This is a genomic window from Vibrio pomeroyi (genome assembly GCF_024347595.1).
GTDB classification, from domain to species: domain Bacteria; phylum Pseudomonadota; class Gammaproteobacteria; order Enterobacterales; family Vibrionaceae; genus Vibrio; species Vibrio pomeroyi.
In genome coordinates this window covers 437,705-451,404 of sequence record NZ_AP025507.1, presented here as the reverse complement: position 1 = coordinate 451,404, position 13,700 = coordinate 437,705, and the positions used below count along the sequence as shown (strand labels likewise).

The window sequence follows — 13,700 nt, the reverse complement described above, 5'->3', positions numbered from 1 at the left end:
AAAAATACGAGTTAAGGGGTATGGATTGCGCCATCAGGAAGGCGACTCTGTGTCCACTCGTGGGGGCGATACATCACAGGAAATTCCGCGGCGACTTCTCGGTCGATCTCGACACCAATACCTGCGATTTCAGATGCGTATAAGTAACCATTGATTGGCTCTGCCGCATTCGGGAACACCTTATGTGTATTCTCATTGTATTCAACATGCTCTTGAATCGCCGCATTGTGTAAATGCACGTTCAAATGCGTGTTGACCGCAGCACCAATTGGCGTCATATCTGGCGGGCAGTGCCATGCAATACGAACACCGAAATTCTGACATAAGTGACCAAGTTTCAGAGCGGGCGTAATACCACCGATTTGTGAAACATGGCAACGGATGAAGTCGATACGACGATTAGCGATCAGAGACTTCCACTCTTCAGGGTTATTAAATAACTCACCTAAACCCAATGATACTGAGCTCTGACTACGAATATTGTCTAGCCACTCTGTTTGATTTGGCGGAAGAATATCTTCGATGAAGTACGGCTTATATTGCTCGACTTCTTTCGCAAATTGTATCGCTTGATTTGGGAAAAGGCGCTCATGAACATCATGAAGAATATGGAATTGGTTACCATATTTCTCTCTCAGCGACTTAAACATCGTTAGAGTATTGTCCATGTACTGATCTTGGTCGTAGTACGAGCCTTCAGTCGGATTTTGAGTAGTATGTAAATCGGTTGGAACACCACCATAGAAACCCAGCTGACAACGAATGTGCTTGTAGCCTTTCTCTAAGAAACCTTCAACCAACTCATAAATGCCTTCCATGGTATCGCTAGTCGCGTGCGTGTATACAGGAATAGCATCACGAGACTTACCACCAAACAATTGGTGCAGTGGCATGCCCGCTAACTTAGCTTTAATATCCCACAGTGCCATATCAACACCAGAAATTGCATTATTGATGACAGGGCCATTTCGCCAGTAAGCGTTAACCATCATCATTTGCCATAAGTCTTCAATATTATTGGCGTTTTTTCCAATAAGAATAGGTTTTAAGTATTCATCAACCATTGTTTTTACAGCAAGTGGTCGTTGTTGGAATGTCGCACAACCAAAGCCAGTCACACCTTCATTCGTTTCAACCACAACGGTAATTAGGTTGTGTCTGTCTGGTTTCGTAATAATACAATGGATGTCAGATATAATAGTTTCTTTCACAATTAAATAACCTAAACTTAAGTCAACTCCTATTATCTAACCGTTTTAAAAATCACATTTCAAGCGCTAATTTTCGCCCTAAAATAATTGGTACGTTAAGTGTTTTTTTTTGATAAACAAAACATACCAATTGGTAAAAAACGGTGAAAAATTAATTTTTCGGATTTTAAATGTGATTGAGATCTCTTTTTACTCCGTTGGATTTAAATTGGTTGTCGTTATGATTTCTCGAGTTAAATATATTCCAATAACAGGTGTAGTATGCAAATGGTAGAAAAGAGTGATGCCGTTATGAATAACTCTAAGTCATCATCGAAAAAGAAAAATTTCAAAGAAAATATACAGTTATTAGTCACTGCTGTTGGTGGTGAAGACAATATCGTGAGTATCACGCACTGTATGACAAGGTTACGATTCAAATTAGCAGACGAGTTGCTGGTAGATGAAGAAGCGATCAAGCAGATCGCTGATGTGAAAGGTGTGGTACTTCAACAAGGCCAAACCCAAGTCATCATCGGGGTTGAGGTAGAAAAGTGGTTCAACGCGCTTTCCAATACTCAACAAGCTGACGCGACTCCGGCCGATGAGCTAGAGAAAGGCAAGCTATTCCAAGGCGTGATGCGCATTGTTGCAGGCATCTTTGGTCCAGTTGTACCGGCAATCGCTGGTGCTGGTATGTTGATGGGCCTGTTGTCTGGCCTTATTGCAACCAATGTTATCTCTGAAACTTCAGACACGGTTTACTTCTTCCGTTCAATTTCTGTCGCTGTGTTCTTCTTCTTACCTATGCTGGTTTCTTTCTCTGCCGCTAAGGTATTCAAAGTAAACGAATACATCGCACTTGCTGTCTCTTCTGCCATGCTAGCGCCACTGCTTGTCGATAAAGCATCTATGTTAAAAGAAGCGGGCGCGGCTCCAGAGCTGACCGTTCTTGGCGTAGTGCCTATTGAGCTGCTCAATTACGGCGGCGCAATCGTTCCTGCGATCCTAGCAATCTGGTTACTGTCTAAAGTGACTCCACTAGTTGACCGACTAGTACCGTCTTCTGCGAAACCTGTATTTACACCACTGCTGGCCTTTACGGTAACTTCAACCATCACACTGTCTTTTGTTGGTCCAGCAGGTATCTGGCTAAGTAACGGAGCGGGTTGGGTAATGAGTTCACTACTGGAGATCTCTCCGACATTAACAGGCTTTGTGTTTGGCCTTACTCGCCCTATTACGATTGTGTTTGGTATTCACCACAGCATGACGCCAATCAGCCTCAACAACTTCGCACTGTATGGTAAGGATCTACTGATGCCTATCATGTGTCTGGGTAACATGGCGATTGCGGGTGCAACTATGGCTATCTGGCATAAACAGCGCAAGACGGTTTCTAAAGAGCAATCTTCAATCACAATGGGCTCAAGTGTTACGGCGATTCTAGGTATCACAGAACCAGCTCTGTTCGGTGTACTAACTAAATACACCAAAGCGATGATGACAGCGAGTTTAGCTGCAGGTGTGTTCGGTGCTATCTCGGTAACAATCGATACGCACTTAACAAGCTACATTCTTTCTTCTGTATTCAGCTTGCCAGCTTACCTTGCAGGCGGTACGCAAAACTTCATTCAAGCACTGATGGGGGTGGTGGGTGTATTCGCACTGTCTTTCGTTCTAACAATGTTGTTCGTAAAGCTAGACAACAAGTAATCCCCTTTCCTATTCATGGGTTCAAGGATTCACGTGGCTACCTCTTGTGTAGCCACGTTTCATTATTTGATACCGAGCAAACTCACTTTTTATAAGGCCACACTATGAGCCATATTGCGATTATCGGCGAATGCATGATTGAACTGAATGGCGCGCCCTTTGGCGCCATGCAACAAAGCTATGGCGGAGACACGCTCAACGCAGCGGTTTACTTGAACCGGAGTGCCACCAGCTATGCTAACGGCAACTCTGCAGTACGTATAAGTTACGTTACTGCACTTGGTGCTGACGCCATTAGCCAACAGATGCGAGAACGCTGGCAAGATGAAGGCATATCGACAGATCTTGTACTTATCGACGAGAAACGCTCTCCGGGCTTGTATTTGATTCAGCTAGATAACGAAGGCGAGAGAACCTTCTTATATTGGCGCAACAACTCCGCTGCACGCTATCTAGTCCAACACCCTAATTTCGATGATATCTGCCATGCATTAAACGATGTGGATATGATCTTTTTCAGCGGGATTTCACTCTCGATATTGCCACATGGCGATCAACTCAAATTACTAGAGGTTATCCAAACCTTAAGAGCGCGTGGCATCACTATCGCCTTTGATAGCAATTACCGACCAAAGTTATGGGATTCAGAAAGCGCGACCAAAGAGTGCTATCGATTAGGTTATCAAACCTCTGATATCGCCTTGGTTACCTTTGATGATGAACAGCAACTATGGGGTGATCAAACACCTCAAGACACCATCGACCGACTACATAAACTGGGCGTAAAAACCATCGTTGTTAAACTCGGTGCTGAAGGCTGTTTGGTGAGTGAATCTCCAGCCCATACACCAAGCCTAATTGAAACCACACCAGTAGAAACCGTGGTCGATAGCACCTCAGCAGGCGATTCATTCAATGGCGGATTCTTGTCTTGCTATCTATCTGGCGGCTCTGTTGAGCAAGCCTGTCGTCAAGGTAACGCACTGGCGAGATTAGTCATCCAACATCATGGTGCCATCATCCCTAAAAGCATCACAGATACACTTTTCACAACGAATTAAGAAGTACAATATGTCTACAATTAACGACCAACTGCAAGCCCTTAAAGTGATTCCTGTCATTGCCATCGATAACGCAGAAGACATCATTCCACTAGGTAAAGCGTTAGCAGAAAATGGACTGCCCGCAGCAGAGATTACGTTCCGTTCAGATGCTGCGGTTGAAGCGATTCGATTGCTTCGCCAAGCACAGCCAGACATGCTTATTGGCGCGGGAACCATCTTAAACGGCGAGCAAGCACTCGCCGCTAAAGAAGCGGGCGCGACATTCGTGGTTTCTCCTGGTTTCAATCCAAATACAGTCAAAGCGTGCCAAGAGATCGGCATCGATATTGTTCCAGGTGTTAACAACCCAAGCACAGTTGAAGCCGCACTAGAGATGGGACTAACGACTCTCAAGTTCTTCCCAGCAGAAGCCTCTGGTGGACTCAACATGGTGAAATCACTCGTTGGCCCATATGGCGATATTCGACTCATGCCTACCGGTGGCATCACGCCATCTAACATCGATAGCTACTTAGCAGTACCTCAAGTATTAGCCTGCGGTGGTACATGGATGGTGGACAAGAAACTCGTTACCAATGGCGAGTGGGACGAGATTGCCCGACTAACACGAGAGATTGTTGAGCAGGTGAATCGTTAGTCGATAACGTTCTAGAAAGAACAAGCTCTCTTGACTCTATAACAACAAAGCCACAGCAATTGAACTGCCCCCCAATAGTTGGACACCAATTATTGGGGGTCTTTTTATGTCCAAATATAACCGAGAGCTAAAATGTATCATTGCCAAGCAATACTTAGATGGCACATCATCTCTCTACTTAGCAAAACAATATTCAATTTCTTCAAGACAGATACGGTATTGGGCTCAAGTCTTTGCCATCCATGGTGCTAACTCATTTTTACCAACTAAGCATGCTGCTATTGCTCAGGAAAAACGAAAAGCATTGAATTTAATGTGGACGAATGATTGGTCTCTCACGCACACTAGCGCAATATTAAACCTCTCATCCCCTGGGATACTCTCTGTCTGGCTCAAAAGATTTAATGAGCTCGGTATCAAAGGGCTCAAAATGCGCCAGAAAGGAAGACCTCCAATGAAACAGCACCCTCAACGTACCACTAAGCCTGATGATGAAATGACGCTTGAGGAGCTAAAAGAGGAGTTGCTCTACTTGCGAACCGAGAATGCCGTTCTAAAAAAGTTGGAAGAGTTGGAGCAGGAAAAAAACCGTCGAACAAAGAAAAAGCGGTCATAGCTCTAACTCTTAAAGGCAAGTACCCGTTAAAGCACTTACTGCACACTCTACAGCTGGCAAAAAGTGTCTTTTATTATCAGGCTCAAACGAGCAAGCGCCCAAATAGCTACGAACGTGAGCTGCGGTTGATAAAGTCAATTTATCATGAGCATAAGGGACGATACGGCTACCGCCGTATTCACTTGGAACTAAAAAATCGGGGGTTCGTGCTTAATCACAAAACGGTTCAAAGGCTTATGGCTCAGCTCAACCTTAAATCGACGGTCAGGATTAAAAAGTATCGTTCATACCGAGGAGAGTCTGGAACAGCTGCTCCCAACGTGCTTGAAAGAGATTTTAGTGCGACTCAACCCGATGAAAAATGGGTAACTGATGTCACGGAGTTTAAAGTCAAAGAGCAGAAAGTATACTTATCTCCCGTTGTCGACTTGTTTACTCAGGAGGTGGTTGCTTATAGAGTGGCCAAGAATGCCTGCTTGCCGCTTGTCACGGATATGCTAACGGAGGCTATATCAACGCTTAAACCCAACTCAAAGCCAATTATACATAGCGACCAAGGTTGGCAATATCGTCATCGACAGTATCAGAAAAAGGTAGCGGAGAGTGGGTTAACGCAAAGCATGTCGAGAAAAGGTAACTGCTTGGATAATGCGGTTGCTGAAAACTTTTTTGCTTTACTCAAAACAGAGATGTATCACAACCAAAGCTTTGAAGATGCAGATGCTCTAATAGAGCAAATCAAAGAATACATCGAGTATTTACAATACCAAACGTATAAAAGTGAAACTAAAAGGCCTGACTCCGATAGAATATCGAGCTCAGGCCTTGAAAGCCGCTTAACAGAAATGTCCAACTTTACGGGGTCACTTCAAATTGCTGTGGCTTTTCTTTTTGCTATGAACTACTGATGATTCAATTAGTTAAGCAACCAATAAGTCACAGGGTTGTCAGGGCACTGATAAGGGCCACATTCAACAAAGGTGGCGATAGCATTAAGTGCAACCACGACGATGGCTAACAAGCACGCCACACGCCCCAAGTTACTCATCTTGTACGCTTCTTGAGACTGCTCTTTGTTGGTCAATATTAAAATAACGGCAACCGCGAATATGGTCGCAGCAAATAACACAAACGCCCACGTGTAATAGTGCATTCCAAAGATAGGACTACCATAGCCGGGCGTACCTGGGATCACATGTAACGAGACCTGTCTTAGCGAGGTAGCGACACCGTATAAAGCGCCAATCAAAACAATGCCATAGTGCCGAGATTGAGGTCCATAAACCACATTCAACATAAAACCAAACGCAACCATCACAAAGCCGATACGTTGCAATAAACACAGCGGACAAGGCAACTCATGAAGCACAAATTGAAGGATAAAGCCTATCAACAGAACGGCTGTCATGCCGAGTAGGCCAAGCGTATTTAGGAGCGTTAACTGATTTCGATTCATGTTAGCTCCTTACAATAGGATGGGTAATGAATCGGTCGCATGGTGATTAAACCAATACAACCCAAGGATCACAGAGCCCGCAAAAAAGCCATAAGCCGCGGTCTTCTTCTCGAAAAAAGCGCATAACATCGCCACGAGTAATAGTAGAAACAGTAAAGACATCATAAGAGGTATTCCCTCGCTATTTATCAAGTCCAGTCATATTGAACGTCAGAATGAATATCCACACCTACGCCCTAAAGCATTCAACATCGGCAAACCTATGGATTACGGATTTAAAATCATCAACTTAATACTTGTTAGTAAGCTCTAAACTGTCAAGTTCCCGTAACTAATAGATCCATGCCTTTACTCAATGATGCAAGTAACACTCCATTTCTAGCAAAGTGAACACCTATCACATCCGGCATAACAGCAAACGGAACATAGATAAAGCGATTGACTACACTTACAACGTTGGCCGACGCTCAAATGGTAAATGACCACTCCATAAAACAAAAAACCTAGCGAATAGTCGCTAGGTTTCAATAATAAAAACGAGATAGTGTCAGCTTACTTCAGAGGGTCATTATCGGGTAATGCATTGTGTAGCCATAACGCTAGTCGCTTCTTGATATTGGCACCATCAAGCTTGCTCTCCGGGAGAGGTGTGATCTGATTGACTTCAACAAGGAACAAGTACACCGCTTTAACCTTGATCGGTTGAGATGAATTCGGCAAATCAAAACCTTGTAGTTTTGCCATCTTAAAACCGACTTCAACTGCTTTTTTTACCAGCTTATCTTCATTAATGATCTTCGCGGTTTTCGACATGTCATCTCCATCATCTTTATCGAGTGAATATTGAGTATATCAAACAGAATCTTAGACAAGATTACAGTGATCCCAATTCGAAAAATCGTTTTGATAAAGAAAGTAAAACGAATTACAGATTCAAATCAAATGCCAACCTAATTGACATTGAAAGCATGAATGGTAATACGCAAAAAGTCTCTTAATAGAAGACTCAATAAATGAGATCCTCAGTCAAGAAACCAAAAATCGAACAATTTTTGACTTATCATTCCAAAAGATACGGAATACTATGAATAATCATATGAATAATACCAATTCTATCAATGAGCGATAACTTTATGTTATTTAATCGGTTTTATAACATAAAGACTTAGATCATGTTTACAGTCACCTGTAGTGAAAAAGTCATTTACAAAACACTCACTAGAGAAATAGAATAAACCCACTAATTTTATACTGGTGTTAAAAATGCGTTACCTATGGGCTTCATTCTGTCATAAAAACCCTATTCCCGGACGAATCGTTCATATCCTTATTATGTTGATAGCATTAGCTTCTATCGTCGTGCCACTGATTTCCAAAGATGCTACAACCATCATCGCCTCACTGTGTGTTGCGCTTGTATGCTTTGTGTTGTTTGTGTTCTTTGCAATGGCCGATAAGATGCGTTCAGGTATGCATTAATCATCCAGATATTCGCCAAGCATTATCTTTTTTAATTTCATTATAAAATGCTGGCTACCAGATACGGAAAAGCCCAAAGTTATTAGCTTTGGGCTTTTCTTCTAGCGACTGTGGTTGATTACAACCGAGTGATACGACAACCGAGTCTTACAGCGTCATATGCAGAATTGGAAATGGTTTTCCCATATCATCAAGTGGAGAGCGTGATTCAATTTTGAACCCCATGTGCTGATAGAAACCTACCGCTTGCGGGTTTTGCTCATTGACGTCAACTTTGGTGGCTGCTAGCTGCTCAATCGCATGTTGCAACAACACCGTACCTACTCCTTGTCCTCGAACTTCATTCAAAACGAAAAGCATCTCGACTTTTGCATCATGGACACCCACGAAGCCAACAATCGAACCACTTTCATTTTTTACGCATTTCAAAGAAACCGTAGGGAACGCATGTTCCATGATGATAGGTTTAAAAAACTCAATATCTTCTTCTGTAATAAAGTCATGAGTTGCTCGGACTGAATTTTCCCAAACCTTAAGCATTTCTGCGTAATCTTCAGGAAGCACATTTTCTATAGTCATAATTTTCTCTGGATTGAACTGAATATAAACATGTGCAGCCGCGAGGCTATAGTGTAACAAGCGTTAGTCATACAAAACAACACTGTCCACTATTCGCTGTCCTAGCTCCACCCACTCTATTAATCAGGCATCACAACAATGCCCATAGTTTCAAGCAGTTGCTCTTGCTGCCAAGCCACAATTTTAATTCCAGATGTATCGACCTTACGAGGGTCTAAACCGTCTAATTCAGCATGGCACAAGTTTGCTCCTTGCATGCTGAACTGTCCCCATACATCTTCCGAGAATACACCGCGGCTGAGATCAGACTCTTTCAGTGATGCACCGGCAAGATAGGTGCCTATCCAGCGATTTTCAAACAACTCACACTTTTCCAAGCAGGCCTGTTCGAAGTTAGCATAAGACAGGTTACAGCCAGTGATATACGCCGAGCAAAAATACATGCGATTGCTCACCTGATTAGCAAAGTTTGTTCGCGTAAAGTTGGCGCCTTTCAAATCACATTCGCGTAACTCAATACCGTAGCAATTGGCGTTACTGAAATTGGCCATGGCGAGCTGACAGTTCTGAAAACTTGCATCACTTAAGTCTGCAACATCGAAGTGGCAACCCTCGATATCACCTTGCTCTATGAACTTACAATTGACAAACGTTGCATCGCGTAAGTTTGAACGCCTGAAGTCGCATCGGATAAAAGTGCATGCGGTAAATGTCATTTCAGACAGATCTTGATGAGCAAAACTGTGTTGATGATAAGTGCTGTTATTGGTGTCCATTTAGCCCCCTAAAGAAATTAAGCTAAGACTACCATTGTGATCTTCAGAAAACACCAAATTAAAAACCAACAAAAACAGTAACTTAAAACATGTCAATTTAGCCATTTTAAGGCCCCAAACGGGCAGTTTAAGCAGGCTATTTCCTGTTATTAGAACACGCTTATTTTGAAAAAAGTTTTGTTGCTTAGAAGGCTAAATAGAAGATAAAGCTATTTTGACGAAACGAGGCAATTATAGACTAAACCCTAACGCTCTAGACTGGACGGTTGGTATGCATATCGCTACACTAATCATCATTCTCGGCATAAAGAGTAAGACCAATGAAAGACATGCGACAAGCTATGCTCGATGCAGGGTTTAGCCTTATTAATGAACACGGATTTGCTGGCGTTGGCCTGATGAAAATCATCAACCAAGCCGAAGGGACCAAAGGTTCTTTTTACCACTACTTCAAATCCAAAGAGCACTTTGGCGAAATCCTTCTAGGCAACTACTTTGATGATCACCTAGTTAAGCTTGATGACTTTCTGAGTGATGATACTCTATCTCGTCGTGACCGCGTTAAAACCTACTTCGAATTCTGGTGTGCATCGAAATTGACTGAAGACTTCAATATTCAATGCCTTGTGGTCAAGCTAGCAGGTGAAGTATCTGGGTCTGCTAACCCGTTGCAATCAACCATGGCAGAAGGTGCAGAAAAGATAATCCTACGTATGGCTAAGCTATTCGAAGAAGGCAATGAAGCGGGTGATTTCAATATCGCAGAACCTGAAACGCTATCTCGCACGCTTTATGGCTTATGGCTAGGCTCTACGCTAATGGCAGCGATGCAGCGCAACCGTTCGATTCTGAACAATGCCATGGAAGAAACATTGCTTGCGATGAGTTCAAAAGATTAACCAACTCCTGCACGCTAAGAGGCTCGCTTTATATAGCGAGCCTTTTTCTTTTCAGGCTTGTTCGTTTTCTACCTAGATTTATTCTTTTCTACCTAAGATTTTGCTTATCACGTCATTGATTCGCTTATCCCATCCGTGGCGCGGTGTTATTGGCTTTTAGCAAAGCATTGAGCACAGGATCGATATGTTGAAAGAACTTGAGCCACCCTTCACACAGGTAATTTAGTCCGGCTTCGCCATCACGACTGTTGATAATTCGGTTCTTGGGGCACTCACCATGACAAGCAAATTTAAACTCACAGGTTTGGCACTGTTTAGGTAGTGATTTTTGCTTCGCGAATCCAAAAGTTTGCTGAGCAGGTGAAAACGCCAGCGTCGATAGCGGTTTCTCGTGAATATTGCCCAGCTGAAACTCAGGAAAGACGTAATGATCGCACGAATACACATCGCCATTAGGTTCAACCGCTAACCCTTTGCCGCAGATCTCACTCAGCGTGCACATGGTACTGTCTCTTCCCATCCACACACCGACGAAATTTTCAAAGTAAGGCACAAGCACTCGGCCAAAATCGTGTTCGAACCACTCGTCAAAAACCGTCAAAAGAAACTCTCCCCATTGCGTTGAACCCACGCTCCAAGGCTCAACCTCACCAGAAACAGGAATGATCGCTTGTTGGTTGCTCAACCATTTATTGTTGGTATGAGCCTCGCGCTTATCCACCACAGGAATAAACTGCAACTGCTTTGAACCCACTTCGTCACGCAGAAAACGATAAACCTCTAACGGGTATTTGCCCGTCACATCGTTCACACAGGTTAAGGTCGCAAACTCAACGTGATGTTTTTTTAAATAACCGATTCCGCGTATGGTTTGAGAAAAAGTACCTTTTCCTGCGCGGTTGGTTCGGTAGTGATTGTGTAAGTGTTCGGGGCCATCAATGCTCACACCTATGATAAAGTCATTGTTCTTGAAGAACTCACACCAATCATCATTCAACAAGGTGCCATTGGTTTGCAGGTCATTGCTGATCTTACTGTGGCTAGGGCAATATTTTTTCTGTAACGCCACGACCCTTTCAAAATACTCAATGCCGAGCAGAGTTGGTTCTCCACCATGCCAAGAAAAGATAATCTCCGGCGTATTCTGCCCCTCAATATACTGCTTGATATACAACTCTAGCCGCGCTTCATCCATCACATATTGAGATCCTTTTGGGTATTCAAGCAACTGCTGTTTCTCTAAGTAATAACAGTAAGTACAGTTGATATTGCACACGGCACCAATGGGTTTTGCCAACGCTTGAAGCTTGCTGTGCGCCTTGCCATTAAACTGCGGAACCGAACTCAGGTTTGATAGTGATAAGGTCGTCATGAAGAATTCCTCGATGTAAAAGTTATTGTATTAGCCGAAACAATTCGTAATTCCTTTACACGGTGTTCATCGGCCAACCAAGCCTGTAGCATTAGGTTGGCCGAGTGGTTTGTTTCCTCTATTTCACGTTCTCAAACGGGTTCCACGCTTCATCCACTGGCACAATGTTTTGCGCTTTTTCGTACTCTTGATACTCAGCAACCATCTCTAGGAACAAGTCTGGCATTTGGTTTCTTAAGTCATGCTGCTCAGCCGGATCCTTTTTGGTGTTGTACAGGTGCCATTCACTGTCACCGCCCATGCCTGTAGAGATTCGGATGATCTTGTAATCCCCTTTGAGCAAAATCCCGCTGCCAAACAACTCAAATGGAATCGTATTATCAGCACTGTGAACCTCTGTAGTTTCGCCCTTAAAGTAAGGCAGCAAGCTCACACCACTCATCGGGGCCACTTCACGACCTTGATACTCTATTCCTGGGTGCTCTACATCGGCGATTTCAAGAATGGTGGCTGCGATGTCTTTTACTTGTGATAAGTCATCAGTTTGAGTACCTGGCTGCAGCGCTTGCTCGCCTTCTAAGAGTGCTTTCGCAGGCTTAACAATGAATGGGACTCGAATACCACCTTCAGCCGTGTACGCTTTATACCAAGACAAACCACCGGTTGATGCACTTGCCCACTCAGGGCCTAATGACACGCTGGAGTTGGCTTTCCCTAGGTTGTCCGTCGAGTTGTCAAAGTGATGCGCCGTCCATGTGCGGATCAAATCACTGATGTTTTCACCGGTAATGTCCGCGGCTTCAGGGCCGTTGTCTGCCAGATACATGATGTAGGTATTGTCGTATTCCCCAATGTCTTTTAGGTAATCGACAACCTGACCGACTTGTTGGTCTTGCATCTCCATCATGCCCATTGCCACCGCCATCTTCTTGCCATACCACTCTTGTTCTTTCTCAGACAAGGAGTCCCAAGGGCGACTTAGTGCATTACGACTTGAGATATCGGCATCTTTAGGAATAACGCCCATCTCCTTCATGCGTTCAAAGCGGTCTTCACGAATCGAATCCCAACCATGTTCGACGTAGTAATCGACTTTATCTTGATACGCTGATTCTGGTGCTTGCAGCGGAAGGTGTATGGCAGTGAAAGGAAGATAAGCGAAGAAAGGCTTACCATCGTCTTTCTTGCCATCGATCATCTTGATGAGTTCGTTGGTATAAACTTGGTCTGAGTACTCGCCTTTGTATTTGTCCTCAACCACTTCACCGTTTCTGTAGGTAGGCTCAACTTCAACACCGGGAATGTCACCTTTTTGCAGCGCATCTGCTGTCGCGGCGTTTTTGGCTGGGAACATCATGTCGCGGTTAAAGTGATTCGAACCACCCGCTAAAATACCGTAACTTTCCGAAAAACCTCTGTCGTCTGGTAAAAAACCATCATCATGACCTAAATGCCATTTGCCCGATAAATACGTGTTGTAGCCATTTTCCTTGAGCAGCGTAGCCACTGTTACGCCCTTCTTGGTGAGGTAACCTTCATAGCCCGGCTTACCAATCGCGCCCGGATAGACAGCATAATCAAAGGTACCTAGCCCAACCTCGTGGCTGTTCGCTCCAGTTAACATCATTGAGCGAGTGACTGATGAGGTCGGTGATGCATGAAAGTTGGTGAATTTTACCCCCTCTTCGGCTAACGCCATCAAGTTCGGTGTTTCGACTTCTGAACCATAAGGCTGGGTATCAGCAAAGCCAACATCATCACCGACAATAACAACGATGTTCGGCTTGTCTGATTCGGCGGCGAAGGCGGCGCTACTTGCGGCGGCCATCGCGGTGAATAATAGGGATTTCTTGAATGTATGCATAAGATGTCTCCAATAGCTGTGAATAATTTTTCTGTGATTAGCTTTTTCTGTG

Annotated in this window: 15 protein-coding genes; 7 read left to right on the top strand and 8 right to left on the bottom strand. The window is 43.8% G+C overall.

Annotation, left to right across the window (positions count from 1 at the left end; translation table 11 throughout):
• Nucleotides 1–11 precede the first annotated feature (11 nt).
• Nucleotides 12–1,211: an enolase C-terminal domain-like protein gene (locus tag OCV12_RS18165; protein ID WP_123285465.1), complete on the bottom strand. Its 1,200-nt coding sequence runs from the start codon at nucleotides 1,209–1,211 to the stop codon at nucleotides 12–14.
• Between the two features lie 261 nt (nucleotides 1,212–1,472).
• On the opposite strand from OCV12_RS18165, the gene OCV12_RS18160 reads away from it, so the two are divergent.
• The 5 genes from OCV12_RS18160 (at nucleotide 1,473) to OCV12_RS18140 (ending at nucleotide 6,131) form a co-directional block, all read left to right on the top strand.
• Nucleotides 1,473–2,906, top strand: coding sequence for a PTS transporter subunit EIIC (locus OCV12_RS18160; RefSeq protein WP_261886792.1), 1,434 nt, complete (start codon nucleotides 1,473–1,475; stop codon nucleotides 2,904–2,906).
• 104 nt (nucleotides 2,907–3,010) lie between these two features.
• Complete coding sequence (locus OCV12_RS18155) at nucleotides 3,011–3,967, top strand: sugar kinase (RefSeq protein ID WP_261886791.1); 957 nt, start codon at nucleotides 3,011–3,013, stop codon at nucleotides 3,965–3,967.
• Nucleotides 3,968–3,977: 10 nt separating this feature from the next.
• Nucleotides 3,978–4,607 (top strand): bifunctional 4-hydroxy-2-oxoglutarate aldolase/2-dehydro-3-deoxy-phosphogluconate aldolase, encoded by a 630-nt coding sequence (locus tag OCV12_RS18150; protein ID WP_261886790.1) that lies wholly within the window; start codon nucleotides 3,978–3,980, stop codon nucleotides 4,605–4,607.
• A gap of 106 nt (nucleotides 4,608–4,713) precedes the next feature.
• Entirely contained in the window at nucleotides 4,714–5,223 is a 510-nt protein-coding gene (locus tag OCV12_RS18145) for a helix-turn-helix domain-containing protein (protein WP_261886789.1), read from the top strand.
• Nucleotides 5,220–6,131, top strand: coding sequence for an IS3 family transposase (locus OCV12_RS18140; RefSeq protein WP_261887142.1), 912 nt, complete (start codon nucleotides 5,220–5,222; stop codon nucleotides 6,129–6,131). The genes OCV12_RS18145 and OCV12_RS18140 overlap by 4 nt, the downstream gene beginning before the upstream one ends.
• Before the next feature lie 8 nt (nucleotides 6,132–6,139).
• Here OCV12_RS18140 and OCV12_RS18135 read toward each other — a convergent pair whose 3' ends face one another.
• The 3 genes from OCV12_RS18135 to OCV12_RS18125 all read right to left on the bottom strand — a co-directional run bounded on the left by OCV12_RS18135 (nucleotide 6,140) and on the right by OCV12_RS18125 (nucleotide 7,492).
• The gene (locus OCV12_RS18135) at nucleotides 6,140–6,679 is read right to left on the bottom strand and encodes a disulfide bond formation protein B (protein WP_261886788.1); all 540 of its coding nucleotides are present in this window, start codon (nucleotides 6,677–6,679) and stop codon (nucleotides 6,140–6,142) included.
• A 9-nt stretch (nucleotides 6,680–6,688) separates the two neighbouring features.
• A complete protein-coding gene (locus tag OCV12_RS18130) occupies nucleotides 6,689–6,844 on the bottom strand; it encodes a DUF5993 family protein (protein ID WP_162884309.1) in 156 nt (51 codons plus the stop codon).
• 387 nt (nucleotides 6,845–7,231) lie between these two features.
• Entirely contained in the window at nucleotides 7,232–7,492 is a 261-nt protein-coding gene (locus OCV12_RS18125; protein WP_065677671.1) for a DUF5062 family protein, read from the bottom strand.
• 450 nt (nucleotides 7,493–7,942) lie between these two features.
• On the opposite strand from OCV12_RS18125, the gene OCV12_RS18120 reads away from it, so the two are divergent.
• On the top strand, nucleotides 7,943–8,158 hold the full coding sequence (locus tag OCV12_RS18120) for a hypothetical protein (protein WP_261886787.1): 216 nt from the start codon (nucleotides 7,943–7,945) through the stop codon (nucleotides 8,156–8,158).
• A gap of 147 nt (nucleotides 8,159–8,305) precedes the next feature.
• Here the strand turns inward: OCV12_RS18120 and OCV12_RS18115 are convergent, their stop codons facing one another.
• Nucleotides 8,306–8,737: a GNAT family N-acetyltransferase gene (locus OCV12_RS18115; protein ID WP_261886786.1), complete on the bottom strand. Its 432-nt coding sequence runs from the start codon at nucleotides 8,735–8,737 to the stop codon at nucleotides 8,306–8,308.
• A 119-nt stretch (nucleotides 8,738–8,856) separates the two neighbouring features.
• Complete coding sequence (locus OCV12_RS18110) at nucleotides 8,857–9,513, bottom strand: QnrS family quinolone resistance pentapeptide repeat protein (protein ID WP_261886785.1); 657 nt, start codon at nucleotides 9,511–9,513, stop codon at nucleotides 8,857–8,859.
• A 320-nt stretch (nucleotides 9,514–9,833) separates the two neighbouring features.
• On the opposite strand from OCV12_RS18110, the gene OCV12_RS18105 reads away from it, so the two are divergent.
• On the top strand, nucleotides 9,834–10,412 hold the full coding sequence (locus OCV12_RS18105) for a TetR/AcrR family transcriptional regulator (protein ID WP_261886784.1): 579 nt from the start codon (nucleotides 9,834–9,836) through the stop codon (nucleotides 10,410–10,412).
• 124 nt (nucleotides 10,413–10,536) lie between these two features.
• Here the strand turns inward: OCV12_RS18105 and OCV12_RS18100 are convergent, their stop codons facing one another.
• Together OCV12_RS18100 and OCV12_RS18095 are read right to left on the bottom strand one after the other, a co-directional pair.
• The gene (locus tag OCV12_RS18100; RefSeq protein ID WP_261886783.1) at nucleotides 10,537–11,784 is read right to left on the bottom strand and encodes an anaerobic sulfatase maturase; all 1,248 of its coding nucleotides are present in this window, start codon (nucleotides 11,782–11,784) and stop codon (nucleotides 10,537–10,539) included.
• Nucleotides 11,785–11,902: 118 nt separating this feature from the next.
• Entirely contained in the window at nucleotides 11,903–13,648 is a 1,746-nt protein-coding gene (locus OCV12_RS18095; protein ID WP_261886782.1) for an arylsulfatase, read from the bottom strand.
• Nucleotides 13,649–13,700 lie beyond the last annotated feature (52 nt).